The sequence below is a fragment of the Frondihabitans sp. 762G35 genome, assembly GCF_002074055.1.
Classification (GTDB): Bacteria; Actinomycetota; Actinomycetes; order Actinomycetales; family Microbacteriaceae; genus Frondihabitans.
On the sequence record NZ_CP014619.1, the window covers coordinates 2,727,645 to 2,752,631 of the forward strand.

Sequence of the window (24,987 nt, forward strand, 5' to 3'; positions counted from 1 at the left end):
GCCATGTCCACTCTCACCGAAACGCCGACGCAGGAGCCTCGCCCCACGTCGCAGAAGAAGAAGAGCGCCTTCTCCGGCGCCCAGCTTCTCGAGGCCCTCCCCGGCGCACTCCGGAAGCTCGACCCCCGGGACATGTGGCACAACCCGGTCATGTTCATCGTCGAGATCGGCGCCGCGCTGACCACCGCGATCGCGATCGCGGAGCCGTTCCTCGGCGGGGCCGGCACATCGGGCGGCTCCACCGTGCCCGGTTCGTTCACCTGGGGCATCGCCATCTGGCTCTGGCTGACGGTCGTCTTCGCGAACCTCGCGGAGTCGGTCGCCGAGGGCCGGGGCAAGGCGCAGGCCGAGACCCTCCGCGCCACCCGCACGTCGACGTCGGCCACGAAGGTCGCGCGCTACGACGCCACCGGCGACCCCTCCGCCGATCGGGCGGAGACGGTCACCGTGTCGTCCGCCGACCTCACGCTCGGCGACACCGTCGTCGTGACCGCGGGCGACCTGATCCCCGGTGACGGCGACATCGTCTGGGGCATCGCCTCGGTCGACGAGTCGGCCATCACCGGCGAGTCCGCCCCCGTGATCCGCGAGTCCGGCGGCGACCGGTCGGCGGTCACGGGCGGCACGCGCGTCCTCTCCGACCGCATCGTCGTCACCATCACGTCGAAGCCCGGCGAGACCTTCGTCGACCGCATGATCCGCCTGGTCGAGGGGGCGTCGCGGCAGAAGACGCCGAACGAGATCGCCCTGAACATCCTGCTGGCCAGCCTCACGATCGTCTTCGTGGTCGTCGCGCTCACGCTCAACCCGGTCGCGTCGTACTCCAACGCCGCCGTCAGCATCGCGGTGCTCGTCGCCCTGCTGGTCTGCCTCATCCCGACCACGATCGGCGCGCTCCTCTCCGCGATCGGCATCGCCGGCATGGACCGACTGGTGCAGCGCAACGTGCTCGCCATGTCGGGTCGCGCGGTCGAGGCGGCCGGCGACGTCACGACGCTCCTGCTCGACAAGACCGGCACCATCACCTACGGGAACCGGCAGGCGGCGGAGTTCACCCCTCTCGGCGGCATCACCGTCACCGAGCTCATGGGCGCCGCGGCGACGTCGTCGCTCAGCGACCCCACGCCCGAGGGCAAGTCGATCGTCGACCTCGCCGAGCAGCGCGGCTGGGTCCGCACCGAGTCGACCGGCGAGATCGTGCCGTTCACCGCTCAGACCCGCATGAGCGGCCTCGACCTCCCCGACGGATCGCAGATCCGCAAGGGTGCAGGATCCAGCGTCATCGGTTGGATCGAGGAGAGCCGGCCCGTCGACGGCCGCGAGCGCGACGAACTCGACGACCGCGTCACGGAGATCTCGAACGCCGGAGGCACGCCTCTCGTCGTCGCGACGAAGACGGCCGACGGGACCGCCCGCATCCTGGGAGTCGTCTACCTCAAGGACATCGTCAAGGCGGGCCTCTCGGAGCGCTTCGCGGAGCTGCGCATGATGGGCATCCGCACGGTCATGATCACGGGCGACAACCCGCTGACCGCCCGCGCCATCGCCGCCGAGGCCGGAGTCGACGACTTCCTGGCCGAGGCCACCCCCGAGGACAAGCTGGCCCTGATCCGCAAGGAGCAGGAGGGCGGCAACCTCGTCGCGATGACCGGTGACGGCACGAACGACGCCCCGGCGCTCGCGCAGGCAGACGTCGGCGTGGCGATGAACACGGGCACCTCGGCCGCGAAGGAGGCCGGCAACATGGTCGACCTCGACTCCGACCCGACGAAGCTCATCGACGTCGTCCGGATCGGCAAGCAGCTGCTCATCACGCGCGGCGCGTTGACGACGTTCTCCATCGCCAACGACGTCGCGAAGTACTTCGCCATCATCCCGGCCATGTTCGCGGGCATCTTCCCGGGGCTCGGGCTGCTCAACATCATGCAGCTCCACTCCCCGGCCTCCGCGATCCTGTCGGCGATCATCTTCAACGCGATCATCATCGTCGTGCTGATCCCGCTGGCGCTCCGCGGCGTCAAGTACCGGGCGGCGTCGGCGTCGAGCATCCTGAACCGCAACCTGCTCGTCTACGGCCTGGGCGGCATCATCGCGCCCTTCATCGGCATCAAGATCGTCGACCTCGTCGTCAGTCTCCTCCCCGGCTTCTAGCCCACGACGGCAAAGGAAGAACCTCATGAACACACGAACCCTGGCCCGTCAGTACTGGGTCGCCATCCGCGCCATGCTCGTCTTCACGGTCGTGCTCGGCATCGCCTACACGGCGCTGATCACGGGGATCGGCCAGCTCGCCGCCCCCGCGCAGGCGAACGGGTCGCCGGTGCGGGTCGACGGGAAGACCGTCGGCAGCTCGCTCATCGGGCAGTCGTTCACCGACAAGAAGGGGAACGCGCTGCCGGAGTGGTTCCAGTCGCGGCCCTCCGCGGCCGGCGACGGCTACGACGCCACGGCGTCGAGCGCCAGCAACTACGGCCCCGAGAACGCCGACCTCATCAAGGCCGTCGAGGACCGCAAGGCGGCCATCGCGAAGCTCGACGGCGTCTCGCCCTCGAGCGTCCCGGCCGACGCCGTCACCGCCTCCGCCTCCGGCCTCGACCCGCACATCAGCCCCGAGTACGCGCTGCTGCAGGTCGACCGGGTCGCCACGGTCCGCGGGCTCCCCGCTGCGAGCGTGAAGAAGCTCGTCGAGTCGACGATCCAGGGCCGCGATGCCGGTTACCTTGGTGAGAAGACGGTCAACGTGCTCGAGCTCAATATCGCTCTGGCCACACTGAAGGGCTGAAAGCCATGAAACGAGGGCGGCTCCGCGTTCTTCTCGGCGCCGCCCCCGGCGTGGGCAAGACCTACACGATGCTGGAGGAGGGCGCCCGACTGGGCGCCGAGGGCAAGGACGTCGTCGTCGCCGTGGTCGAGACGCACGGCCGGGCGGCGACGGCGTCGATGCTCCAGGGCCTCGAGCTCGTCCCCCGGCTCACCAGCGTGCACCGCGGCGTCGAGCTCACCGAGATGGATCTCGACGGCGTGATCGCGCGGCACCCCGACATCGCCCTCGTCGACGAGCTGGCCCACACGAACGCCCCCGGCAGCGCGAACGAGAAGCGCTGGCAGGACGTCCAGGCGATCCTCGACAGCGGGATCGACGTGATCTCCACCGTCAACGTCCAGCACATCGAGTCGCTCAGCGACGTCGTCGAGCAGATCACGGGCGCACCGCAGCGGGAGACCATCCCCGACGGCGTGCTCCGCGCGGCCGACCAGATCGAGGTCGTCGACCTGGCACCGCAGGCGCTCCGCGATCGGCTCGCCGAGGGGAACGTCTACCCGGCGGCCCGCATCGACGCCGCCCTCTCCAACTACTTCCGCCTCGGGAACCTGACGGCCCTCCGCGAGCTGGCGCTGCTCTGGCTCGCCGACGAGGTCGAGTCCGCGCTCAAGGCCTACCGGGCCGAGCAGGGCATCGACAGCAAGTGGGAGGCACGCGAGCGCGTCGTCGTCGCCCTGACCGGCGGCCCCGAGGGCGAGACGCTCATCAAGCGCGGGGCCCGGATCGCGGCGCGGGCGGCCGGAGGCGACCTCGTCGTCGTCCACGTCAGCCGCCAGGACGGCCTGGCCGAGTCGTTCCCCGGCGCCCTCGCGGCGCAGCGGGCCCTCGCCGAGAAGCTCGGCGGCTCCTACCACCAGGTGATCGGCGACGACATCCCGCGCACCCTGGTCGACTTCGCCAAGTCCATGAACGCCACGCAGCTCGTCATCGGCGTGAGCCGCCGGAGCCGCATCGCCGCCGCCCTCACCGGCCCCGGCATCGGCGCGACGGTCATCCGGGAGTCCGGCGTCATCGACGTGCACATCGTCACGCACTCGAACGCCGGCGGCCACTTCACCCTGCCGCGCGCGAGCGGCGCGCTGACCCTCAAGCGCAGGATCGTCGGGCTCGCCCTGACCGTGGCGCTCGGCCCCCTCGTGACCTGGCTCCTGGTCACCTTCCGGAGCAACGACACGCTCACGAGCGACGTCCTCGTCTACCAGCTCCTCGTGGTCGTCGTCGCCCTCGTGGGCGGGATCTGGCCGGCGCTCATCGCCGCCGTCCTGTCCGGGGTCACCCTCGACTTCTTCTTCGTCGAACCGTTCCAGAGCATCACGATCGCCCGCCCGCTCCACTTCCTGGCCCTCACCCTCTACGTCGTCAACGGCCTCCTGGTCAGCTACGTCGTCGACCAGGCGGCCCGTCGCTCACGCTCGGCCGCCCGCGCCCTGGCGGAGTCGGAGCTCCTCGCGACGATCGCCGGCAGCGTCCTCCGCGGGCAGGACGCCCTCCAGGCCCTCATCTCGCGGACGCGCGAGGTGTTCCAGCTCCGCAGCGTCCGCGTCCTGAACGACGGCGAGGTCGTCACCGAGACGGGACAGGCCGATGACCGCGACCACCTCACGAGGGTGCCCGCCGGGGAGCACGGCACGATCGAGCTCTACGGCCCCGAGCTCGCCGTGTCCGAGCGGCGCCTCCTCAACGTCATCGCCGCCCAGGTGGACGCCGCCCTCGAGCACAACGCTCTGAGCAAGACGGCGCGGGAGGTCGCGCCACTGGCGCAGGCCGACCAGATGCGGACGGCCCTCCTCGCCGCCGTCGGGCACGATCTCCGTCGGCCGCTCGCCGCCGCGACGGCCGCCGTCAGCGGGCTCCGCTCCCAGGGCGTCGTCTGGTCGGACGCCGACCGGACGGAGCTCCTCGACACCGCGCAGGAGAGCCTCGACTCGCTCGCCACGCTCGTCACGAACCTGCTCGACGTGAGCCGGGTTCAGGCCGGTGTCCTGGCCGTCTCGATCGCGAACGTCGACGTCGACGACGTCATCCTCGGCTCCCTCGACGAATTGGGCCTCGGGCCCGACGAGGTCGAGCTCGGCCTCGGCGACGACGTGCCGCCGGTGCTGGCCGACGCCGTCCTGCTCCAGCGCGTCATCGTCAACCTGCTCGACAACGGCAACCGGCACAGCCCGCTCGGAACGCGGGTGCGCATCAGCGCCAGCCGTTTCGCCTCGCACGTCGAGATCCGCGTGGCCGACCACGGCCCGGGCATCGCGCGCGAGCGGCGCGACGAGGTGTTCCAGCCGTTCCAGAGGCTCGGCGACACCGACAACACGACCGGTCTCGGCCTCGGCCTCGCGCTCTCCAAGGGCTTCACCGAGGGCATGGGCGGGACCCTGCAGGCCGACGACACCCCCGGAGGCGGCCTCACCATGGTCGTCTCGCTGCCCGTTGCGATCCCCTACGGAGGCACCGCGTGAAGATCCTCGTCGCGGACGACGACCCCCAGATCATCCGCGCCCTCCGCGTCACGCTCGGGGCGAGCGGCTACGACGTGATCACGGCGGCGAACGGGGCGGAGGCCCTCAATCAGGCCATCAACCACCACCCCGACGTCGTCATGCTCGACCTCGGCATGCCCCACCTCAACGGCATCGAGGTGATCGAGGGGCTCCGCGGGTGGTCGCAGGTGCCCATCCTCGTCGTCTCCGGACGCACCGGGGCGGCCGACAAGGTCGACGCCCTCGACGCCGGGGCCGACGACTACGTCACCAAGCCTTTCGCGATGGACGAGCTGCTCGCCCGCATCCGGGCTCTCACCCGCCGTGTGCCGGCCGCCACCGAGGAGCCCTCCTCGGCCTTCGGCGACGTCTCGGTCGACTTCGCCGGCAAGACCGTGTCGCGCCTGGTCGACGGTCGGCCGACGTCGGTGCGCCTCACGCCCACCGAGTGGCGGATCCTCGAGCTCCTCGTGCAGAACCCCGGCAAACTGATCACGCGCGAGTCGATGCTGACGCAGATCTGGGGCCCCAACCACGCGCGCGACACCGGCTACCTCCGCCTCTACCTCGCGCAGCTCCGCAAGAAGCTCGAGCCGGAGCCGGGGCAGCCGCGCTACCTCGTCACCGTGCAGGGCATGGGTTACCGCTTCGTGCCAGACGGCGGGGCGGTCGGCTGACGTGCCCTCCCCCCTCCTCGTCGCAGCCCTCGGAAGCTCCTTCGCCGCGGGGCCCGGAATCGAGCCCGTGGCCGATGCCGCCGCCCTGCGCTCGGAGCGGAACTACGCGCACCAGCTCGCCGCGCGCCTCGGCGCCGACCTCGTCGATCTGACGGTGTCGGGGGCCACGACGTCGAACATCCTCGACACGCCCCAGCAGAGTCCGAACGGCGCCACCTTCCCGCCGCAGCTGGACGGCCTCCCCGCGGACACGGACGTCGTCACGATGACCGCGGGCGGGAACGACCTTCGGTTCGCCGGAGCCCTGCTCCACCTCTCCTGGCTTCGGGTCGAACCGGACTCCCCCCTCGTGCCGATGCTCGGGGAACCGTTTGCGGACGGCATCCCCCCGGCGACCGACGACGTCGTCGAGTCGGCGACGACCGGACTCGTGCGAGTCGTCGAGGCGGTGCGCCGGAAAGCTCCGAACGCGCGCGTCCTGCTGGTCGACTACCTGACCGTGCTCGACCGGGACTCCCTCCCGCACCTCCCCTTCACCGCGGACGAGTTCGAGGTCCTCCTGGTGATCCAGAGCGCCATCGGGAGGGTCTTCCGCGAGGCGGCCTCGCAGACGGGTGCCGACCTGGTCCTCGCCTCGACCCTGAGCGCCGGTCACGCGCTCGGGTCGAGCGACCCCTGGGTGCAACCCTTCCACCGGGACCCGGCAGCGACGGCCGGATCGTTCCATCCCACCGAGGCCGGCATGTCGGCGATCGCCGTCGAACTGGAGCGCGTCCTCCGGGCGTGATCGGCCGGCTCGCTCGCCGACTACGCCTCGAGGCGATCGTAGAGCGCCGCCCAGCGGAGCTCGTACGCGACCGGCGTGATGCGACCCTGTGCCTCGAGACGGTCGATCCTGTCGAACCCGCGCCGGACCTCCTGCAGGAGCCGCCCGTCGCCGTAGCAGCGCGCGCCGCCCGCCACGGCCACGATGCTCACGGTGAGGTGCCGCAGGCGCGGCCGGAGCCGCCGCGTCAGCGCCGCGCCGACGACGAAGCCGAGGGCGTAGATCGCCACGGCGGCGGCGAACGACGCCCACTGCGGCAGCGCGTCGAGCACCACGAGGGTGACGAGCGCCGCCGCCGCGCCGGCCACCGGCCAGGCGTGGAAGGCGTTCAGGAGGCGCCGCTCGCCCGCGTTCGTGCCGGGCGGGTAGACGGTCAGGCGCGTCCGGCACCAGCCCGAGCGTCCGCCGGGGTTCACGTCGACGCTCCCCCACCGGTGCTCGCCCTCGGTCAGGCGGGTCACGGCCCGCCGCACGGCGGTGCTCGGACGGTGGGACGCGGATCGGTCGGTGGTGGAGGTCACGACACGACGGTAGGGCTCGGGGCTCCTGCGCGGACCGGCCCTAACGGTTCCCCTACGGAGCGCCGACTTTTCCTAACGGCTCGCTGACGGAACTCCCAGCGGGGCCGCGCAGGGCGGGCGGAGCAGACTGGTCGCATGCTGTTCGTGGGTGTCGACCTGGCCTGGGGCGAGGGCACCCCGACGAGGCCCGCCAACGAGACGGGGATCTGCGTGCTCGACGAGACGGGGCGCGTGGTCGACGCGGGCTGGGAGCGGGGGGTCGCAGCGGTCGCCGAGCGGATCCTCGGTGTCGTCGGCGGGGGGACCGGCGGCGGGGGCGCCGTCCTCGCGGTCGACGCCCCGCTGGTCGTCCCGAACGCGACCGGTATGCGCGAGGCCGAGAAGCAGGTCGGCCGCGCCTACGGGCGTTGGAAGGTCAGCGCGAACGCCTCCAACCAGGGTCTCGGCTGGCTCGCCGGAGTCACGCTGCGCGACCGTCTCGAGGCGGCGGGCGTCGCGGTCGTGTCCGGGGTGGCGGCTCCCGCCCCCGACGACCGGGTGATGTTCGAGTGCTATCCGTTCACGACCCTCGTCGGCGCCGAGGAGCTCGGCTACGACGTCGAGCGCCCGCGCTACAAGCGGCTCGACCCGGCGCTGTCCCCGGCGGAGGCCCGCGCGGCCCGGGCGGTCGCCACCGACGATCTCGTGCGGCGGATGTCGGAGCTCCGGAGCGCCGATCCGCCCCTCGACCTCCTCTCGCATCCGGCGACCCGGGTCCTCGTCGAGACGCCCGATCCGCTGCCGGGGCCCGCTCACAAGCACCGGGAGGACCTCCTCGACGCGGCCCTCTGCGCCTGGACCGCCTCGCTGTGGCACCGGCACGGTCTGAGACGCACGCAGATCCTCGGCGGGATCGCGCCCGAGACCGAACCGCAGGATGCCCGGGGCCGACCCGCCACGATCGTCGCCCCGTGTCGCCCGTCCCAGCGCCTGCCGCTGCCGCCCCGCTGACCCCGCGCGCTCTCGCCGGTCGGATCGGCGTCGAGCGAACCGGCGACGTCGGTGGGCATAACTTTCGTCATTCACGACTGTGAAATTCTGATTTACTATTCGAATACGCAAGCCGGGCAGTCGAGGAATCGTATCCTTGCCCCCACTCTCGAAAAGGAATTCAGTGAAGAAACCACTCGTCATCGCGTCCACCGTCCTCTGTACCGCCGTGGGCCTCTCCCTGACACCTCTCGCGGCGCAGGCGGCTTCCGCTCCACCGGCACGCGATGGCGCCGCGACGTCGACGACGTTCTCGGACGAGGGAAGCGCCGATGGCGTCGACCGCTCCGCCGTCGTCGACGGTGACGGCCCGTCCACGTTCGGCACGATCGTCCACCCCGAGGGTGGCGAGTGGCACTACGGGGTCACGGGCGTCCTGGTCTAGAACCTGTATTCCGACTTCTACCACCCCTCGAGGAAGCACGGCTCCTCGGTCTACAACGGCAATGGCACCGGGAACCGAAGCGACATCGTCGAGGCCAAGATCTGGTCGCGGTCGAAGGTTCACCACACCTTCGTCGGAAACCAGGCGTTCTACCGATTCGGGTAGCACCGCGCACCACCACGGCCCGGCCGCGTCACCCGACCGGCCGGGTCACCGACGCGTGAGGGCAATTCGCCCTCTCATCGATTGGGAAGCGCAGCAATGGTCCTGAAACTCAGCCTGGCGGCAGCAGTGCTCACCGCACTTCTGGGTGCGTTCCTCGTGGTTCGCACGAGCGACGAGGCGATGGTCCGTGGCGCGACCGTCGCCATGATCGTGTGGGACATCGGTGACGAACTCTCGCGGGAGCAGGTTCAAGAGGAGATCGCCGGAACAGCGGCCCGAGAGGGCCTGAGCCTCTACCGCAGCATCGATTCGGTCACCCCGTCAGGACGCGCCACGCGAACTCTGACGGTCATCAACCCCGGTACCGACCAGGGCCTTCCCGGGCTCGCCGAGCCCTACCCCTCCTTCGGCAGGTCCTTGGAGACCCGCTTCGGCCCTCTCGCCGCGGGGTCGTCCCCGACGGGCACCTACGTGTCCAGCGGCAGCGCCCAGGCCGCCGACGAGCTCGCGACGACGCTGCGCGACCGAGGGGTGACCGTCTCGACGAGACGAGTCAGCCCGGCGGCCCTCGCGCTCTTCACGGCCGAGGTCGTTCCGCTCGCCCCTCTGGCCCTCGCTGCCGTTCTGAGCCTGGTTCTCGGCTGCGTCCACTCGACTGTCGGCTTTCGCCGACGCGACACCATCCGCGAGGTGCACGGGATGACTCGCGGTCGGATCGTCGTCGGCCACGCCGCGCGATGCCTGGCTACGACCTTCCTCTTCGGAGCCATCGGGCTCGTGGCCTCCGTTCCCGCTCTCGCCGCCTACAACGGCCTCGCCCAATTCGGCCGCTTCGCCGTGACAGCGGGCGTCGCCGTCGGCGCGGTGGCCGTCACGGCCGCGATGGTGGTCCTGCTCACGGCAGCCCGTCGATCACGCGTCCAGAACGCCGAGGCCATCGCCGGGCGACGACCGCTGCGCCGGCTCGCCGTCTTCGCCGGAGCGACCCATGCCGTGGCCCTGGGGCTCGTCCTCATCGTTCTCGCGTCAGCAACCGCGTCCGGCCTGCCCGCCCTGCAGAACAGGGCGGACGACTCGTCGTGGTCGTCGGCGGAAGATTTCACCTCACTCACGTTTCGGATCTCGAACACCGAACTCGACAGGGACACCGCGGCCTTCGCCGACATCGGCCGGCACGTCATCGCGCAGCCCCGCGACGGACTGATCGTGGCGGGCTCGGAAGGAGAACCGGAAGGCTACGGTCCCGAGGTCGGCAACTCCCTGATCGTCAACACCCGCTACCTCGACGAACAGGAGGTCCTCGGCCGAGGGGGACGCCGGGTGCTCCCGTCGGACCTCCGACCACAGGCCCTGACGCTCCTGATATCCGAAGGCATTCCGGTGGAGGTCGACACTCTCGTCCGTCAGTATCAGAGGTGGATCCTCTTCCAAGCCGAGCTCCCCGGGAGAGAGGTCCATCCCGAACGGATTCCGATCGACTACCAGGTCGTTCCGGCCGGCCAGTCGCTGTTCACCTACGCGACCAGCGAGCCGACGAGTCGGCAGCTCTCACCGGTCGTCGCGATCCTCCCGACGTCGAATCCGCTCCTCTCCGACGACTGGATCACCTCCAACATGACTCGCGGCGGTGTTCTCTTCGGCAACTCCAGCTGGCTCCGAACGGGCCTCAGCGACGCGGAGCTCGGGTCTTCGGTCCTCCTGAATCGTGTCGGTGACCTGGCAGCCCTTCGCCTGGCGGATCAGGAACGCACGCTTCGTGCGAGTGCGTTCTCAGGAGCTCTCGCCGCCCTCGTCGCGCTCCTCGCCGCCGCTCTTCTCGCCACCTCGATCGCCGAGCGGAATCGGCGCCGGGACTTCCTGCGCCACGTCCACGGGTACGGCTTCGCCACGACCGCACTGGCGCCGATCGCAGTGGTCGCGGCGTCGAACACCGCCGTCCTGGCACTGGCCACTACCGCTCAGCTCTTCGAGAGCCCGCTCGCTCAGGCACTCGCGAACGCCGTCGTCGCGGCGGATCTCGTCGTCGTGGGCGTCCTCCTGGCCTTCCAGAGGCGACGCTTCCGCACCGACACCATCACGAACTCGTGACACAGCTCGACCGAAAGGAACTCGTGAGCACCACCTCGCCGTCCACAGCGATCTCGGTAGAAGGACTCTCCAAAACGCGCGGAAAAGAGACGCTCTGGGCCGACGTGACCTTCACCGTCGAAGCCGGTTCGGCCCTGGCCGTCACCGGTCCGAGCGGTGCCGGCAAGTCGACGCTCCTGAACTGCGTCGGTCTCCTCGAAAAACCCGACGCCGGCACGATCGACCTCGACGGCGTCTCGACACGTCGGATCTCCCGCTCGACTCGACGACGGTTGTTCCGGTCCACCATCGGTCACCTCTTCCAGAACTACGGTCTCGTGGAGAGCTGGACGGTCGACGGCAATCTCGACGTCGCCTTCGTCGGCCGAGGCCTCGACCGTCGTCTGCGAAGAGATCGACGACGCGCCGCCCTCGAGCGGGTGGGGCTGACCGGTCTCGGCACGAGGCGCGTCTACTCCCTCAGCGGTGGCGAGCAGCAGCGAATAGCCCTTGCGCGCCTGCTCCTCAAGAACCCCACCGTGGTCCTGGCCGACGAGCCCTCGGCGGCGCTCGACCACGACAACGCCGCCGTCGTTCTCTCCGTCCTCGCAGAGCTCCGCCACGGGGGCAGCGCGATCGTCGTCGCGACCCATGACGACGTCGTGACCGAGTGGTGCGATGACCGGATCGAGCTCGCAAGGGGACGAACCGTCTGGTGATTCTCGACGCCGGGTCGGACCCTCCCGGACAGCGTCACCCGGGACGGGCACCGCGGCCGCTCGCGCGGGCGCAGCCGAGCGGTCAGGCGGTCAGCGGCTTCCGCATCTCCCACTCGAGGCCGTGCGGCGCCAGCTCGTAGGGCAGCCTTCGACCCGTGTCCGCGAAGCCACGTCGCTCGTAGAAGCGGATGGCACGGCCGTTCTCCTCGTGCACGAAGAGCGTGAGGTCGGTGCCGAAGTCGCGAGCCCACTCCTCGACGCGCGCGAGCAGCGCGTCGGCGACACCCGCATCCTGCCCTCGGAAGGCCGGAGCCACGTAGACGCCCACGAGAAGCGGCCCCGCCCCCGGCCCTGTCGGCAGGTAGCCGCCCATCGCGCCGACCCACCGCGACAAGTCCTCGTCGATCGCGGCGAACAGCGCCTGACGCGGCCCCTCGCCGCGGCGCGCCCGCTGACGCCACTCCGGCTCGGCATGGCGGAGCGCCCGCTCGAGGGTCTCCCCGTAGGCGATCGGCGTGTCCCCGAGCATCTCGAGGCGCAGGAGCCGGTACTCGCGCCAGTCCTCTTCGGTCGTCGGTCGGATGGTGACGCTCATCGACCCAGCCTAGGCAGGGGCACCTCCGAGCGCGCTAAACCCTCGCGGACGGCCGCCGCGGTGGCCCTAGGACCACCGCCGCAGCCGAGCACGAGGGTTTAGCGGGCGCAGGCTACGCCCGCGAACGCACCAGCGTGAAGGACGCGTCGCGCACGATGAGCGTCGTCACCGGGGCGGCGACCTGCTGCTCGGGGTCGCTCGACAGAGCGAGCTCCCAGTCGGCGAACGGCGCCTCGGGCAGCGTGAACTCGACGACGTTCGATGCCGCGTTCATCAGCAGGGCGAACGTGTCGGCCCCCTCGTGGCCGAGCACGAACATGACGGCGCGGTTCTCCGGATCCTGCCAGTCGGCCTCCTCGAAGCCGTTCGCGTCGGCGCGGAGCACTTCGACGGAGTCGGCCGCGGAGACGTCCGGCGCGGTGCGGAACCACTCCGGTCGCAGCGCCGGGTTCTCGCGGCGCAGCGCGATGAGCGACGTCGTGAACGCGAGGAGGTCGGCGTCGACGTCGTTCCAGTCGAACCACGAGATCTCGTTGTCCTGGCAGTAGGCGTTGTTGTTGCCGCCCTGCGTGCGGCCGACCTCGTCGCCGCCGAGGATCATCGGGACTCCGGCGGAGAGCAGCAGCGTCGCGAGCAGGTTGCGCTGCTGACGGCCGCGCCACTCGAGCACGCCCGCGTCGTCGGTCTCGCCCTCGACTCCGCCGTTGAAGGAGGCGTTGTTGCTCTCGCCGTCCTTGTTGTCCTCGCCGTTGGCCTCGTTGTGCTTCTCGGCGTAGGAGACGAGGTCGCGCAGGGTGAAGCCGTCGTGCGCGGTGACGAAGTTGACGCTGGCGAGCGGCGAGCGCCGGTCGGCCTGGTAGACGTCGGGGCTGCCCATGATCCGCTGCGAGAAGGTGCCGAGCACGTCGCCGTGACCCCAGTACTCGCGGGTGTCGTCGCGGAACTTCCCGTTCCACTCCGACCAATCGGCCGGGAAGCCGCCCACCTGGTAGCCGGCGGTGTCCCACGGCTCGGCGATGAGCTTGACCGGGGCGAGCACGGGATCCTGGTGGCACAGGTCGAGGAAGGCGGAGTGCTTCTCGGCGTCGCCGTCCTGTCGGGTCAGCGTCGTGGCGAGGTCGAAGCGGAACCCGTCGACGTGCATGTCGGTGACCCAGTAGCGCAGGCTGTCCATGATGAGGCGGAGGGCCGCCGGGTGGCCGACGTTGAGGCTGTTGCCGGTGCCGGTGGTGTCGAAGTAGTGTCCGCGGTCGTCGTCGACGAGCCGGTAGTAGGAGGCGTTGTCGATGCCCTTGAACGACAGCGTCGGGCCCTGGTCGTTGCCCTCGGCGGTGTGGTTGAAGACGACGTCGAGGATCACCTCGAGCCCGGCGTCGTGGAGGGCCTTGATCATCTCCTTGAACTCGGTCACCTGCTGACCGGCGTCGCCCGACGACGAGTACTCGCTGTGCGGGGCGAAGAAGCCGATGGAGTTGTACCCCCAGTAGTTGCGGAGGCCCTTGCCCGCGAGGGTGTCGTCCTGCGCGAACTGGTGGACCGGCAGGAGCTCGACGCTCGTCACGCCGAGGTCGGTCAGGTGCTTGATGGCCGCAGGATGCGCGAGGCCCGCGTAGGTCCCGCGGATCTCCTCGGGCACGTCCGGGTGCTGCTTCGTGAAGCCCTTGACGTGGACCTCGTAGACGACCGTCTCGTCGAGGGGGATCTCCGGGGAGCGGTCGTCGCCCCAGTCGAAGGAGTTGTCGGTGACGATGCACTTCGGCATGGACGCGGCGGAGTCGTCGTCGTTGCGGGTCTCCTGCGCCTCGAACTCGTGCGAGAAGAGCGCCTGGCCCCACTCGAAGGCGCCCTCGATGGCGCGGGCGTGCGGGTCGAGCAGCAGCTTGGCGACGTCGTGGCGGAGACCGTTCGCGGGGTCCCACGGTCCGTCGACCCGGAGGCCGTAGCGGGTGCCGACGGGCACGTCCGGCACGAAGCCGTGGAAGACGTAGCCGGTGCGGTGGTCGAGGGCGGTGCGGGTCTCGGCTCCTGCGTCGTCGAAGGCGCAGAAGAACACGGTCTCGGCGGTCTCCGAGTACACGGCGACGCGCACGCCGCCGTCGACGGGTGAGACACCGAGCGGATACGGGTAGGAGGTCGTCATGCCTCAGTTGTACGGGGTGCGGGCTGGGAGTGCGCACGCCCGCGGATTTGTCCCCCGACACGCGGTCTCTCGCAGCATCCCGCGACCCGGAGCCTGGCAGATTGCAGTCATGAACATCCAGCGTTCCGCACCCGAGGCCGAAACCACCCTCGCGGACACCGTGCCCATCGATCTCGCCGAGCTGCGCCAGCTTCTCGACGAGGGAGGCGCGGCGGCCCTCTAGCCGCCTCGCTCACCGCTCGCCGGGGTGGCGGTCGCCGAACGACGTCGGTCGCGACCGCTACCCTCGGGGAGTGCCTCCTGCCTCCTCCGATCCCCTCCGGATCGCCCTCGTCTGCCTGCACACCTCGCCCGCCTCCGACCCGGGAGTGGGCGATGCGGGCGGCATGAACGTCGTCGTGCGCAACCAGGCGACCGCCCTGGGGGCCCTCGGGCACCGAGTCGAGCTGATCACCCGCCGCTCGTCGCCCGATCAGCCCGCGGTGTCGGAGTTCGCCGAGAACGTCGTCCTCCGATACGTCGACGCCGGCCCCGCGCACCCGGTCGCCAAGGGGCGCCACGAGGAGTTCGTGGCCGACTTCCGCGACGCGCTGCGCGATCTCGGGCCGTTCGACGTGTTCCACTCGCACCACTGGTTCTCGGGGATGGCCGCCCTGCCCGTCGCCCGCGAGCGCGGCGTGCCGCACCTCCAGAGCTTCCACTCGATCGCCGCGGAGGAGTCGACCCCGCTCTCGGAGGGCGAACGGCCGGAGTCGCCGGGTCGCCTTGCGGGCGAGGCCTACCTGGCCCGCGAGTCCGACCTCGTCGTCGCGATCAGCGCCGCGGAGGCCGAGACGGTCGTGCACCGGCTCGGCGGCCGGGCCGACGACCTGCGGGTCGTCTCCCCCGGGGTCGACTCCGAGCTGTTCCGTCCTGGGGCGCGCTCCGACGATCCGTCGCTCGTCGTGGCCGGTCGGCTCGATCCGCTGAAGGGCTTCGACCTCGCCATCGAGGCCGTCGCCCTGCTGCCCGAGGGCGCCCGCCCCGAGCTTCTGATCGCGGGCGAGGAGTCGGTCGACTACGCCGACTATCCGGAGCGCCTGCGGGCCCTGGCCGACGAGCGCGGTCTCGGCGATCGGGTGCGCTTCGTCGGACCGCAGTCGCGCGGCGACCTGGCCGCCCTGCTCCGCGGCGCGGCCGTCGTGCTGATCCCCTCGCACTCCGAGACGTACGGCCTCGTCGCCCTCGAGGCGGCCGCCAGCGGCACACCCGTGGTCGCCGCCGCGGCGGGCGGGCTGCGCGAGGCCGTCGTCGACGGGGTCACCGGGCTGGTGCTGGGGTCGCGGGAGCCGCGGGCGTGGGCGGACGCCCTCTCGCGCATCCTGCTCGACCCCGACCTGGCGAGGTCGCTCTCGACCACGGCTCGCGTCCGGGCGGTCGGCCTGAGCTGGGAGCACTCGGCGGAAGCCCTCATCTCGATCTACCGTTCGCAGTCGACCTCGCGCTAGCGTGTCGCCATGGGACGCATCGTGGCGGTGGAATACCTGACCCTCGACGGGATCTTCGAGGAGCCCGGCTGGAGCGGTCCCTACTTCGGCGACGAGCTCGGCGCCTTCCAGGCGGCGAACCTCGACGAGGCCGACGCCCTCCTGCTCGGCCGGGTCACCTACGAGGGGTTCTCCCGCGCGTGGCCGCAGATGGAAGCCGAGACGGGCGCGTTCGGCGTGAAGATGAACGCGATGCCGAAGTGGGTCGCGACGTCGACCCCCGACGAGCTGGAGTGGAACGCCTCGGCGCTCCGCGGCGACGTGGTCGAGGCCGTCCGCGCGCTCAAGGCCGACCAGGCGACCGGGTCGCTGCTGATCAACGGCAGCGCCGACCTCGTCAACGCCCTCAGCGCGGCCGCCCTCATCGACGAGTACCGCTTCATGGTCTACCCGGTCGTCGTCGGCCGCGGCAAACGGCTCTGGGCCGACGGGGCGGCACCCCTCTCGCTGGAGCTGGTGTCGTCGGAGGTCACCTCCACCGGCGTCCCGATCCTCCGGTACCGGCCGGCCGCCTAGCCGTCAGAGCTCGATGCGCGTGAGAACGGTCCGGGAGTCGGCGGTCGTGATCTCGACGCTGCGCAGCCGGTCGAGAGGCAGTCGCGACGAGGCCGCGAGGCCGTCGGCGCCGCCGGGCGCGTTCTCCCACGTGGCCACCACGGTGCGGCTGCCGTCGATCTGCTCGACGACGAGGTCGTAGACCCCGGTGGCCCCTGCGTCGCGGGCGTAGGAGCAGTTCCAGTCGAAGCGGGTGCCCCACGACGTCGCCGTGACGGCGAGATCGGCGGTCACGGCGCCGCCGACCATCGACGTCATCGGGGTGAAGTGCGGGGCGGACGCGCCGGAGGCGAACGGTCGGGCCGCGACCGGCGCCCCCGACCGGGTGAGCTGCGCCCCCAGGGCGTACCCGCCGCCGGCGAGGACGACGGCCAGGGCGACGAGGCCCGCGGCGAGCAGCCGACGCCCGGAGAGGGAGCGTCGGCCCGAGACGGGCCGCCTTCCGGGCAGGAGGCGTCGGCGGGGGCGCCACGATCGCGCTCCGTGCGGCGCGGGCACCCGGGGCTCCTGCTCGGTGCTCGTCTCCGCGGCCCTCTCCGCGTCGTCGGCCGGCAGGAGGCGCAGGATCGCGGGAAGACCCGCCAGCTCGGCCACGGAGGCACGGCACGTCGCGCAGGTCTCCAGGTGCCTCTCGAACTCCACGCGCTCGTCGGCGCTCAGGCCGCCGAGCACGTAGGCCGCATCGTTCTCGTGGACGCCGTCCCGATCGTCGTCGATCATCGGGTCACCCCTCTCTCCTGCAGGGCCAGGCGCAGAGCCTTGGCGGCGTAGTGGAGCCGCGATTTGACGGTGCCCGCGGGGACGCCCTCGATCTCGGCGGTCTCGGCCACGGTCCGGCCGAGCCAGTAGCAGCTCACGACGACGCGGCGGTGCTCGGGCGAGAGCGAGACCAGGGCGTCCTCGATGAGGAGCCGGTCCAGCACCCGGTCGGACTCGTCGACGGGCGACCCGCGCTCGGGCAGGTCGTCGGTGGCGAACTCGTGCGTGCGGCGAGCGCTCCGGGAGTCGTCGATGACGAGGTTGCGGGCGACGGTGAAGAGCCACCTCCGCGCGGCGGCGTCCTCCTCGGCGAGGATCGCGGGCGAGCGCCACGCGCGCAGGAGCGCCTCCTGCGCGACGTCCTCGGCGAGGGCGTGATCGCTCGTCATACGGTGCACGTAGCGTCGCAGGACCTCCCCGTGCGCGTCGCTCAGCGCCCGGAGCCGTGCCGAACCGACGTCGACCATCGCACCTCCTCAGGCTTAAGACGAGACAGGACGCCGAAACGTTCACCCGCGGTCGGGATCCGTCGGAGACGTCCCTCCGCGGTCACGACAGTCGAAGACTCACCTGGGAGTGACCTGAGCGTCTGAACCCGCGGCCGCTCGGCGCCGTCGTACCAGGTGACGGCAGGTCGCCGTCGTCCGCCGCGACCGGAAGAAAGAGATCCCCCCATGCAGAAGAAGACCGGAGTCATCATCGGAGTCAGCGCGATCGTGGTCGTCGGGCTCGGGGTCACCGCCGCCGTGGCCGGGCCCGCTTTCTACCGCGACGTGATCGTGGGCGCGCCCGCTGCGGCTCCCACGGTCTCCGCGGCCGCCGGGGGCAGCACGCTCGACCCCACGAAGCTGAGCGGCGACTGGTCCATCGGCGGCGGGAGCACGGCCGGCTACCGGGTCGACGAGGTGCTCAACGGCACCGACGTGACGGTCGTCGGCAAGACGGAGAAGGTCACCGGCAGCCTGGAGGTCGACGGGGAGTCGGTGACGAAGGCCACCGTCGACGTCGACGTGGCGAGCATCGCGACCGACAGCGCGAACCGCGACAGCTACTTCCGCGACACGGCCCTCCAGGTCGGCTCGTTCCCGAAGGCGACCTTCGCCCTGACGAAGCCGCTCGAGAACGCCGTTCCCACCTCCGGCGCGGTCACGACCTCGGAGGCCACGGGCACCCTGACCATGCACGGCGTGACGAAGTCGGTGACGGTGCCGCTCAAGGCGGTGCTCTCGGGGTCGACGATCCAGGTCAGCGGGTCGATCCCGGTGACGTTCGCCGACTACGGTGTCCAGGCGCCGAGCCTCGGCTTCGTGAAGGTCCAGGACCAGGGCAAGGTGGAGTTCCTCGTGAGCGCGAAGCCGGCGTCCTGACGCGACGCGGCCGGGACGGCGTCAGAGCTCGGTGACGCGGCCCGCCTCGACGTGCCAGTGACGGTTCGTGCGGACGGTGTCGAGCATCCGGCGATCGTGGGTCACCAGGAGCAGCGTGCCCTCGTACGCCTCGAGCGCCTGTTCGAGCTGCTCGATGGCCACGAGGTCGAGGTGGTTGGTGGGCTCGTCGAGCACGAGGACGTTGACGCCCCGCGCCTGGAGGAGCGCGAGACCGGCCCGGGTCCGCTCGCCGGGTGAGAGGTCGTCGACGCGGCGGGACACGTGGTCGGCCTTCAGGCCGAACTTCGCCAGGAGGGTGCGGACCTCCGCCTGCGTCAGCTCCGGCACCTGCGACTCGAACGCGTCGGCGAGGACGCTCGGCCCGGCGAGCTGTGCCCGCGCCTGGTCGATCTCGCCGATCGCGGTGCTCGCGCCGAGGGACGCGTTCCCGGACGTGGGCTCCTGCCGACCGAGGAGGGCGCGGAGGAGCGTCGACTTGCCGGCGCCGTTCGGCCCCGTGATACCGATACGGTCGCCGCCCTCGACCTGCAGCGTCACCGGCCCGAGGGTGAAGGAGCCCTGGGTGAAGCGGGCGTCGGAGAGGGTCGAGACGACGGCCGACGACCGCGGCGCCTGCCCGATCGTGAACTCGAGCTGCCACTCCTTGCGCGGCTCGTCGACCTCGTCGAGCCGGGCGATCCGGCTCTCCATCTGCCGGACCTTCTGAGCCTGCTTCTCGCTCGACTCGGCGGCGGCCCGGCGGCGGATCTTGTCGTTGTCCGGGCTCTTGCGCATCGCATTGCGCACCCCCTGGCTCGACCACTCGCGCTGCGTCCGGGCCCGGCCGACGAGGTCGGCCTTCTTCTCGGCGAACTCGTCGTACGCCTCCCGCTTCTGGCGCCTCGCGACCTCGCGCTCCTCCAGGTAGGAGTCGTAGCCGCCGCCGAAGACGCGGTTGGTCGACTGCGCCAGGTCGAGCTCCAGCACGCGGGTGACCGACCGGGCGAGGAACTCGCGGTCGTGGCTCACGAGGACGACGCCGCCGCGGAGCCCGGCGACGAACCCCTCGAGCCGCTCCAACCCGTCGAGGTCGAGGTCGTTGGTCGGCTCGTCGAGCAGGACGACGTCGAAGCGCGAGAGCAGCAGCGCGGCGAGACCGACGCGGGCCGCCTGGCCGCCCGACAGCGAGGTCATGAGGGAGTCGACCGTGACGCTCCCCTCGCCCGCCCCGAGGGTCAACCCGAGGTCGGCGAGGACGGCGGGCACGCGGTCGTCGAGGTCGGCCGCGCCCGACGCCAGCCAGCGGTCGAGGGCCGCCGAGTAGACGTCGGCGCTGTCGGCAGGAGCATCGGGGTCGGCGAGCGCCGCGGCCGCCGCGTCCATCTCGCTCGTGGCCTCGGCGCAGCCGGTGCGACGACCGATGTAGGCGGCGACGGTCTCGCCCGGGACGCGCTCGTGCTCCTGCGGGAGGAAGCCCACGAAGGCGTCGGCGGGAGCGAGCGACACGGTGCCGGCGAGCGGCGCGTCGATCCCGGCGAGGAGGCGCAGGAGCGTCGACTTGCCCGCTCCGTTCACTCCGACGACGCCGACGACGTCTCCCGGGGCGACGGTCAGGTCGAGGTCGTCGAAGAGGGTGCGGGCCGCGTAGCCCCCGGCGAGGCCCTTGGCCACGAGCGTTGCGGTCATGCCTCCATGGTGCCATCCCTTCCGGGCGCCCCCGGACGGGGGTCGCCTGTCCCCTAGAAGGAGGACCCCGGCGGGCCCTACGATGAGCGGGTCGCGCGCACCCGAACGGGCGACTCCGTCCCTACCCGAGGGGATCCACCATGTCGCCGAGCGCGCCCTCCGACGCCTCCCGGCCCGTCGTCGGCACCGATCTCGTGTCGGTCGCCGACGTCGCCGACTCCGTTCGAGCCTTCGGCTACCGCTATCTGCAGCGCATCTACACACCGCTCGAGATCGCCCAGAGCGGCGGCGCGTCCGAGCGCCTCGCCGCACGGTTCGCCGGCAAGGAGGCCGTGGCGAAGATCCTGCGGCCCGACCCCGGCTCCGGCTTCCCGTACCGGGACATCGAGATCGCCTCGATGCCCACCGGGGCACCGCGCGTGCGCCTTCGCGGAGCGGCCCGCGACCGGGCGGCCCTGCTTCGTCTCGACACCATCTCCGTCTCCCTGACCCATGACCACGGCCTGGCCTTCGCGACCGCCGTCACCCTGCTTCCCCGAAAGGATCGACACCCCGTGAAAGACACCATCAGACAGGTCCTCGACCAGTACGGCCACCTGACGACCCCGGCGAACCGGCTCGCCGACTCCGACGACCTCTACCAGGCCGGATTGACCTCGCACGCGACGGTCAACGTGATGCTCGCCCTCGAGGACGAGCTCGACCTCGAGTTCCCCGACGAGCTGCTCTCGCGCGACACCTTCGCCACCATCGCGGCTCTCGACGAGGCGGCGCGCTCCCTCGGGGCGTCTTCGTGACCGACACCCTGGTCGGGAGCGTCGGCACGGCGGCCCGCTTCGCCTCGCGTGCCCGCGAGTCCGCCCTCGTCGCAGCCGCCCACGCCGACGACGTCGACTCGCGGGCACGGTTCCCCCTCGAGGCGATCACGTCGCTCCGGGACGCCGGTCTTCTGGGTGCGGCCGTGCCGACGCACCTCGGCGGTGAGGGCGCCTCCCTGACCGAGCTGGCCGAGATCGCGACGACGATCGCCGAGGGCTGCTCCGCCACGGGAATGATCTTCGTCATGCACCAGATCCAGGTGCTCTGCCTCACGAGGCACGGCGCCGGGTCGACCGCTGCGGAGTCCACCCTCCGCGGAGTCGCGTCCCGGGGCGATCTCGTCGCCTCCGCCACGACGGAGATCGGGATCGGCGGGAACACCCGCACGAGCGGTTGCGCCGTGGAGCCCCGGTCGGACGGCAGGATGCACCTGGCGAAGACGGCCCCCGTCATCTCCTATGGCGCCCAGGCCGACGTGATCCTCACCACCGCCCGGCGGAACGTCGACAGCGCCCCCTCCGATCAGGTGCTGGTCATCTGCTCGCGGGACCAGACCACGCTCGTGCCCACCGGGGACTGGGACACCCTCGGCTTCCGGGGAACCTGCAGCCCGGGCTTCGAACTCGACGCGACCGTCGGAGCGGACGACGTCCTGCCCGTCGACTACGCGACCATCTCCGGCGAGACCATGCTGCCCGTGTCGCACACGCTGTGGGCGGCCGTCTGGCTCGGAATCGCCCGGGCCGCGACGGACCGCGCGACGTCCGTCACCCAGCGGGCGGCCAGACGGTCCATCGGCACCCTCCCCCCGTCGGCGACGCGCCTGGCCGAGCTGCTCGGCATGCTCGGTGCCTTCGAGGGCGTCGTCGCGGACGCCGCGAGCACCTTCGACCGCCTGGCCGACGACCGGAAGGCGATCACCTCGATCCCGCGCGCGATCGGCTACAACGCCCTCAAGCTGACGGCCTCGCAGTCGGTCATCGACATCGTCGGGAAGGCGATGCTGGTGTGCGGTATCCAGGGCTACCGCCAGGACACGGACGTCAGCCTCGGCCGCCTGCTCCGCGACTCCTACGGCACCGCCGTCATGGTCAACAACGACCGCATCCTCGCCAACAACGCCCAGCTCTCGCTCCTGCAGCGCCGTAAAGGACTCCGATGACCGACATGTCCGACGACCGGACGGCCCTCGACCGGGCCCGAGACGACTTCCGCGCCGAGGTGCTCGACGCCGGCCTCCTCGTCGACGCGGGAGAACCCGGTCTCTACGGGCGCTCCGGCGTGTTCGACGACCTCGTCGACCGGATCGCCGCCTTCGCCTCCACCGGCTTCGCGGAGCTCGGAGCCGAGCGACTCCGATTCGCGCCCGTGTTTCCTCGCCGCGAGTTCGAGCGCACCGACTACATCGTCTCGTTCCCGCACCTGACCGGCACGATCAACGGGTTCGTCGGCTCCGAGGCCGACCACAAGAGCCTCGTCACCGCGCGCGCCGCCGGCGAAGCCTGGGATTCCTGGTTGAGCCCGGCGGAGACGGCTCTCGTGCCCGCGGTCTGCCACCCCCTCTACGAGCGCCTCAGCGGCACCATCCCGGGAGACCGTGTCTACGACCTCCGCGGATTCTGTTTCCGCCACGAGCCGTCGAACGACCCGATGCGACTGCAGGCGTTCCGGATGCAGGAGCTCGTCTTCGTGGGCGACCCGGACGCCGCCCACGAGTTCCGCACCGTCCAGTGCGAGCGACAGCTCCGGGGCCTCGTCGAGCTGGGCCTCGACGCGCGACTCCAGCCGGCGAACGACCCGTTCTTCGGCAGGACGGGTCGGTTCCTCGCGCGGAACCAGCTGGCTGACGAGGCGAAGCTCGAGGTCATCGTGCCCATCTACGGGGACCTCGACGAGGGGACCGCCGTGGCGTCCGGCAACCGCCACGGAGAACACTTCGGCGACACGTTCGGCATCCTGCTCCCCGACGGCAGCGCCGCGCACAGCACCTGCCTCGGCTGGGGCCTGGAGCGGATCGCCCTCGCGCTGATCCGGACGCACGGCGTCGATGTGGCAGCCTGGCCGGCCGACGTGACGCGCCTCCTGGCGCCGGCCCCGTGACGACGACCTTCGGAGCCGTCCCGGGAACGGAGGGGCGCACCCCCGAATCCGACGGCGGATCGTCCGGCGGCCCGCGGACCGTCGACACCTGGCTCGGTGGCGGCGCCGTCCTCGCGACCGTGCACGACCCCGGTTCGGCGGCCACCACCGGCGTCGTCATCTGCCCGCCTCTCGGCTACGAGTACGCCGTGGCCTATCGCACCCTGAGGCACCTCGCCGACCGGATCGCCGAGACGGCGGCCCTCCCCGTAGTGCGCTTCGACTACCCCGGGCTGGGCGACTCGACCGCCGAGCTGACGCTCGAGTCGTTCGAGGCCGGTCCCCGCCTCGCGGCGGAGGCGCTGCGCAGAGCAGGATGCGCGGGGGTCGTCTACCTCGGGCTCGGAAGCGGCGCCCTGGTCGCCGCCGCCGCGGCCGCCCGGGATCCGGAGAGCCGCGGTCTCGCCCTGTGGGACCCGGCGGCGTCCGGACGCCAGTGGCTCCGCCGGCAGCGCTCCCTCTACGCGATCGAGGTCGGCCCCGACGCCGAACAGGCTCCCGACGGCGTCGTCATGATCGCAGGAGCCGAGCTCCCCGATGCCGTCGCGGCCCGGATCGCCGCTCTCGACTACGACCCGACCGTGGCGGAGCGGCTCCCCACGCTCCTCGCTGTTCGCCAGGGCCCGTCGGGCACGGTCCCGAAGGCCCTCCGCACCGTGGCGGACCGACTCGATCTCGTCGAGGTGCCCGGCCACGAGGACTCCCTCGACATGTCGAGCATCACGGCGTCCATTCCGGCGCAGAGCGTCGCCTCCGTCGCGGAGTGGTTCGCCGCACGATTCGGAGCCGGGGAGGGCGACGGGCCCTCGGGCGTGGAATTCACCGCCCCTGATCCCGAGGACCGCGTCACGTTCGTCCACGACGGCCTGCCCCTGGAGGAGAGACTGGTCCGCGTCGGACCGCACCGCCTGTTCGCCGTGGAGACGCGCCCCGCAGCGGGGCCGGAGGACCTGCCCGTGGTCGTCCTGCACAACGGCTCCGCGGAGCACCGCGTCGGCGCCTCCCGCCACCAGGTGGAGCTCGCTCGACGGCTCGCCACCCGAGGCATCCGCGCCCTCCGGGTCGATCGCCGGGGCACGGGCGAGAGCGGCGCCGTCACGCCCGACGAGCCCAGCCTCCTGTTCACCCGCGAGTGGCTGGAGGACGGTCGGGACGTGGTCGCCGGCCTCGGGCTGCCGAGAGAACGGATCGGGATCGCGGGGATGTGCGTCGGCGGATGGGTCGGCCTGGTCGGGACACCCGACAGTGTCGCGTTCGTCGCCGCCCTCTCGCTGAACGACCACCGCGTGCGACCGCAGGAGCCGCGGCCCACCGGGGTCGTCGCTCCCGTCGCGCCGACGGACGCCGCACCCGTCGGACGAGCGGACCGCCTCGTCGCAGTGGCCAAGCGACGGCTTCCGTATCGGATCCTGCTGGCCGCGGCGTCCCGCGGTCGCATCCGATTCGCCGAGCCGAATCTCCGTCGAGCCCTGGCAGCGGGGACGGACGTCCTGGTGCTGATCGGACCGGAGGACGTCGCCGTCTTCGAGGAGCACGGTGGACGGAAGGCCGTGGAGCGACTCCGCGGACTGCCCGGGACCCTCACGATGGTGGAGCGCCCGACGGGTGATCACGCCCTCTACAGCCCGGCGATCCGGCGCGCGGCCATCGACGAGACGGTGGCGCTGGCGGAGCGGGCCTTCGGGATCGGGGCGGACGACCGCCGCTAGCC

At 71.5% G+C, this 24,987-nt stretch carries 23 protein-coding genes; 17 read left to right on the top strand and 6 right to left on the bottom strand.

What is annotated here, in order from left to right:
• The first annotated feature begins 3 nt into the window (after nucleotides 1–3).
• From kdpB to AS850_RS12935, 5 genes are read left to right on the top strand one after another with little or no spacing between them, the layout of a single operon-like run.
• On the top strand, nucleotides 4–2,151 hold the full coding sequence (gene kdpB / locus AS850_RS12915; RefSeq protein ID WP_119869492.1) for a potassium-transporting ATPase subunit KdpB: 2,148 nt from the start codon (nucleotides 4–6) through the stop codon (nucleotides 2,149–2,151).
• Nucleotides 2,152–2,176: 25 nt separating this feature from the next.
• Nucleotides 2,177–2,782 carry a potassium-transporting ATPase subunit KdpC gene (kdpC, locus tag AS850_RS12920; RefSeq protein WP_119869493.1) on the top strand — a complete coding sequence of 202 codons (606 nt, stop codon included), beginning with the start codon at nucleotides 2,177–2,179 and terminating at the stop codon, nucleotides 2,780–2,782.
• 5 nt (nucleotides 2,783–2,787) lie between these two features.
• Nucleotides 2,788–5,280 (top strand): sensor histidine kinase, encoded by a 2,493-nt coding sequence (locus AS850_RS12925; protein ID WP_119869494.1) that lies wholly within the window; start codon nucleotides 2,788–2,790, stop codon nucleotides 5,278–5,280.
• A complete protein-coding gene (locus tag AS850_RS12930) occupies nucleotides 5,277–5,978 on the top strand; it encodes a response regulator (RefSeq protein WP_119869495.1) in 702 nt (233 codons plus the stop codon). Before AS850_RS12925 ends, AS850_RS12930 begins: the two co-directional genes overlap by 4 nt.
• A gap of 1 nt (nucleotide 5,979) precedes the next feature.
• Entirely contained in the window at nucleotides 5,980–6,765 is a 786-nt protein-coding gene (locus AS850_RS12935) for an SGNH/GDSL hydrolase family protein (protein ID WP_119869496.1), read from the top strand.
• Nucleotides 6,766–6,785: 20 nt separating this feature from the next.
• Here AS850_RS12935 and AS850_RS12940 read toward each other — a convergent pair whose 3' ends face one another.
• Nucleotides 6,786–7,325 (bottom strand): DUF6611 family protein, encoded by a 540-nt coding sequence (locus tag AS850_RS12940; protein WP_119869497.1) that lies wholly within the window; start codon nucleotides 7,323–7,325, stop codon nucleotides 6,786–6,788.
• A 135-nt stretch (nucleotides 7,326–7,460) separates the two neighbouring features.
• Between AS850_RS12940 and AS850_RS12945 the strand changes: the two genes are divergently transcribed.
• From AS850_RS12945 to AS850_RS12965, 5 genes are all read left to right on the top strand, one after another.
• Nucleotides 7,461–8,315: a DUF429 domain-containing protein gene (locus tag AS850_RS12945; RefSeq protein ID WP_119869498.1), complete on the top strand. Its 855-nt coding sequence runs from the start codon at nucleotides 7,461–7,463 to the stop codon at nucleotides 8,313–8,315.
• A gap of 163 nt (nucleotides 8,316–8,478) precedes the next feature.
• Nucleotides 8,479–8,739 carry a hypothetical protein gene (locus AS850_RS12950; RefSeq protein WP_119869499.1) on the top strand — a complete coding sequence of 87 codons (261 nt, stop codon included), beginning with the start codon at nucleotides 8,479–8,481 and terminating at the stop codon, nucleotides 8,737–8,739.
• Between the two features lie 3 nt (nucleotides 8,740–8,742).
• Nucleotides 8,743–8,904 carry a lactococcin 972 family bacteriocin gene (locus AS850_RS17070; RefSeq protein ID WP_119870313.1) on the top strand — a complete coding sequence of 54 codons (162 nt, stop codon included), beginning with the start codon at nucleotides 8,743–8,745 and terminating at the stop codon, nucleotides 8,902–8,904.
• 96 nt (nucleotides 8,905–9,000) lie between these two features.
• Nucleotides 9,001–10,992 (top strand): hypothetical protein, encoded by a 1,992-nt coding sequence (locus AS850_RS12960; protein ID WP_119869500.1) that lies wholly within the window; start codon nucleotides 9,001–9,003, stop codon nucleotides 10,990–10,992.
• Between the two features lie 23 nt (nucleotides 10,993–11,015).
• Nucleotides 11,016–11,690, top strand: a complete 675-nt coding sequence (locus AS850_RS12965) for an ATP-binding cassette domain-containing protein (protein ID WP_216819755.1) — start codon at nucleotides 11,016–11,018, stop codon at nucleotides 11,688–11,690.
• An 82-nt stretch (nucleotides 11,691–11,772) separates the two neighbouring features.
• Here AS850_RS12965 and AS850_RS12970 read toward each other — a convergent pair whose 3' ends face one another.
• Nucleotides 11,773–12,285, bottom strand: a complete 513-nt coding sequence (locus AS850_RS12970; protein WP_119869501.1) for a GNAT family N-acetyltransferase — start codon at nucleotides 12,283–12,285, stop codon at nucleotides 11,773–11,775.
• A gap of 112 nt (nucleotides 12,286–12,397) precedes the next feature.
• Nucleotides 12,398–14,425, bottom strand: coding sequence for a glycogen debranching protein GlgX (gene glgX / locus AS850_RS12975; protein ID WP_119869502.1), 2,028 nt, complete (start codon nucleotides 14,423–14,425; stop codon nucleotides 12,398–12,400).
• A gap of 293 nt (nucleotides 14,426–14,718) precedes the next feature.
• Between glgX and AS850_RS12980 the strand changes: the two genes are divergently transcribed.
• Nucleotides 14,719–15,912 (top strand): glycosyltransferase, encoded by a 1,194-nt coding sequence (locus tag AS850_RS12980; protein ID WP_236940715.1) that lies wholly within the window; start codon nucleotides 14,719–14,721, stop codon nucleotides 15,910–15,912.
• 9 nt (nucleotides 15,913–15,921) lie between these two features.
• Nucleotides 15,922–16,467, top strand: a complete 546-nt coding sequence (locus tag AS850_RS12985; protein WP_119869503.1) for a dihydrofolate reductase family protein — start codon at nucleotides 15,922–15,924, stop codon at nucleotides 16,465–16,467.
• A 3-nt stretch (nucleotides 16,468–16,470) separates the two neighbouring features.
• Here the strand turns inward: AS850_RS12985 and AS850_RS12990 are convergent, their stop codons facing one another.
• Both AS850_RS12990 and AS850_RS12995 read right to left on the bottom strand, forming a co-directional pair.
• The gene (locus tag AS850_RS12990; protein ID WP_236940716.1) at nucleotides 16,471–17,226 is read right to left on the bottom strand and encodes an anti-sigma factor family protein; all 756 of its coding nucleotides are present in this window, start codon (nucleotides 17,224–17,226) and stop codon (nucleotides 16,471–16,473) included.
• Nucleotides 17,223–17,732 (bottom strand): sigma-70 family RNA polymerase sigma factor, encoded by a 510-nt coding sequence (locus AS850_RS12995; protein ID WP_119869504.1) that lies wholly within the window; start codon nucleotides 17,730–17,732, stop codon nucleotides 17,223–17,225. Before AS850_RS12995 ends, AS850_RS12990 begins: the two co-directional genes overlap by 4 nt.
• A gap of 207 nt (nucleotides 17,733–17,939) precedes the next feature.
• Between AS850_RS12995 and AS850_RS13000 the strand changes: the two genes are divergently transcribed.
• Nucleotides 17,940–18,632 (top strand): YceI family protein, encoded by a 693-nt coding sequence (locus AS850_RS13000; protein WP_119869505.1) that lies wholly within the window; start codon nucleotides 17,940–17,942, stop codon nucleotides 18,630–18,632.
• 21 nt (nucleotides 18,633–18,653) lie between these two features.
• On the opposite strand, the gene AS850_RS13005 is transcribed toward AS850_RS13000, so the two are convergent.
• On the bottom strand, nucleotides 18,654–20,318 hold the full coding sequence (locus AS850_RS13005; RefSeq protein WP_119869506.1) for an ABC-F family ATP-binding cassette domain-containing protein: 1,665 nt from the start codon (nucleotides 20,316–20,318) through the stop codon (nucleotides 18,654–18,656).
• A 140-nt stretch (nucleotides 20,319–20,458) separates the two neighbouring features.
• Between AS850_RS13005 and AS850_RS16695 the strand changes: the two genes are divergently transcribed.
• The 4 genes from AS850_RS16695 to AS850_RS13030 are packed head-to-tail and all read left to right on the top strand — an operon-like array spanning nucleotide 20,459 to nucleotide 24,985.
• Nucleotides 20,459–21,115: an acyl carrier protein gene (locus AS850_RS16695; RefSeq protein WP_216819757.1), complete on the top strand. Its 657-nt coding sequence runs from the start codon at nucleotides 20,459–20,461 to the stop codon at nucleotides 21,113–21,115.
• Entirely contained in the window at nucleotides 21,112–22,299 is a 1,188-nt protein-coding gene (locus tag AS850_RS13020) for an acyl-CoA dehydrogenase family protein (protein ID WP_216819759.1), read from the top strand. Before AS850_RS16695 ends, AS850_RS13020 begins: the two co-directional genes overlap by 4 nt.
• Nucleotides 22,296–23,237 carry a hypothetical protein gene (locus tag AS850_RS13025; protein ID WP_216819761.1) on the top strand — a complete coding sequence of 314 codons (942 nt, stop codon included), beginning with the start codon at nucleotides 22,296–22,298 and terminating at the stop codon, nucleotides 23,235–23,237. Before AS850_RS13020 ends, AS850_RS13025 begins: the two co-directional genes overlap by 4 nt.
• A complete protein-coding gene (locus AS850_RS13030; RefSeq protein WP_119869507.1) occupies nucleotides 23,234–24,985 on the top strand; it encodes a hypothetical protein in 1,752 nt (583 codons plus the stop codon). The genes AS850_RS13025 and AS850_RS13030 overlap by 4 nt, the downstream gene beginning before the upstream one ends.
• The last annotated feature ends 2 nt before the right edge of the window (nucleotides 24,986–24,987 follow it).

Excerpts from the sequence above, each read along its gene's own strand:
- kdpB (WP_119869492.1), top strand. The coding sequence starts at position 4 with ATGTCCACTCTCACCGAAACGCCGACGCAGGAGCCTCGCCCCACGTCG.
- kdpC (WP_119869493.1), top strand. The coding sequence starts at position 2,177 with ATGAACACACGAACCCTGGCCCGTCAGTACTGGGTCGCCATCCGCGCC.
- AS850_RS12925 (WP_119869494.1), top strand. The coding sequence starts at position 2,788 with ATGAAACGAGGGCGGCTCCGCGTTCTTCTCGGCGCCGCCCCCGGCGTG.
- AS850_RS12945 (WP_119869498.1), top strand. The coding sequence starts at position 7,461 with ATGCTGTTCGTGGGTGTCGACCTGGCCTGGGGCGAGGGCACCCCGACG.
- AS850_RS12960 (WP_119869500.1), top strand. The coding sequence starts at position 9,001 with ATGGTCCTGAAACTCAGCCTGGCGGCAGCAGTGCTCACCGCACTTCTG.
- AS850_RS12970 (WP_119869501.1), bottom strand. The coding sequence starts at position 12,285 with ATGAGCGTCACCATCCGACCGACGACCGAAGAGGACTGGCGCGAGTAC.
- glgX (WP_119869502.1), bottom strand. The coding sequence starts at position 14,425 with ATGACGACCTCCTACCCGTATCCGCTCGGTGTCTCACCCGTCGACGGC.
- AS850_RS12985 (WP_119869503.1), top strand. The coding sequence starts at position 15,922 with ATGGGACGCATCGTGGCGGTGGAATACCTGACCCTCGACGGGATCTTC.
- AS850_RS12990 (WP_236940716.1), bottom strand. The coding sequence starts at position 17,226 with ATGATCGACGACGATCGGGACGGCGTCCACGAGAACGATGCGGCCTAC.
- AS850_RS12995 (WP_119869504.1), bottom strand. The coding sequence starts at position 17,732 with ATGGTCGACGTCGGTTCGGCACGGCTCCGGGCGCTGAGCGACGCGCAC.
- AS850_RS13000 (WP_119869505.1), top strand. The coding sequence starts at position 17,940 with ATGCAGAAGAAGACCGGAGTCATCATCGGAGTCAGCGCGATCGTGGTC.
- AS850_RS13005 (WP_119869506.1), bottom strand. The coding sequence starts at position 20,318 with ATGACCGCAACGCTCGTGGCCAAGGGCCTCGCCGGGGGCTACGCGGCC.
- AS850_RS16695 (WP_216819757.1), top strand. The coding sequence starts at position 20,459 with ATGTCGCCGAGCGCGCCCTCCGACGCCTCCCGGCCCGTCGTCGGCACC.
- AS850_RS13025 (WP_216819761.1), top strand. The coding sequence starts at position 22,296 with ATGACCGACATGTCCGACGACCGGACGGCCCTCGACCGGGCCCGAGAC.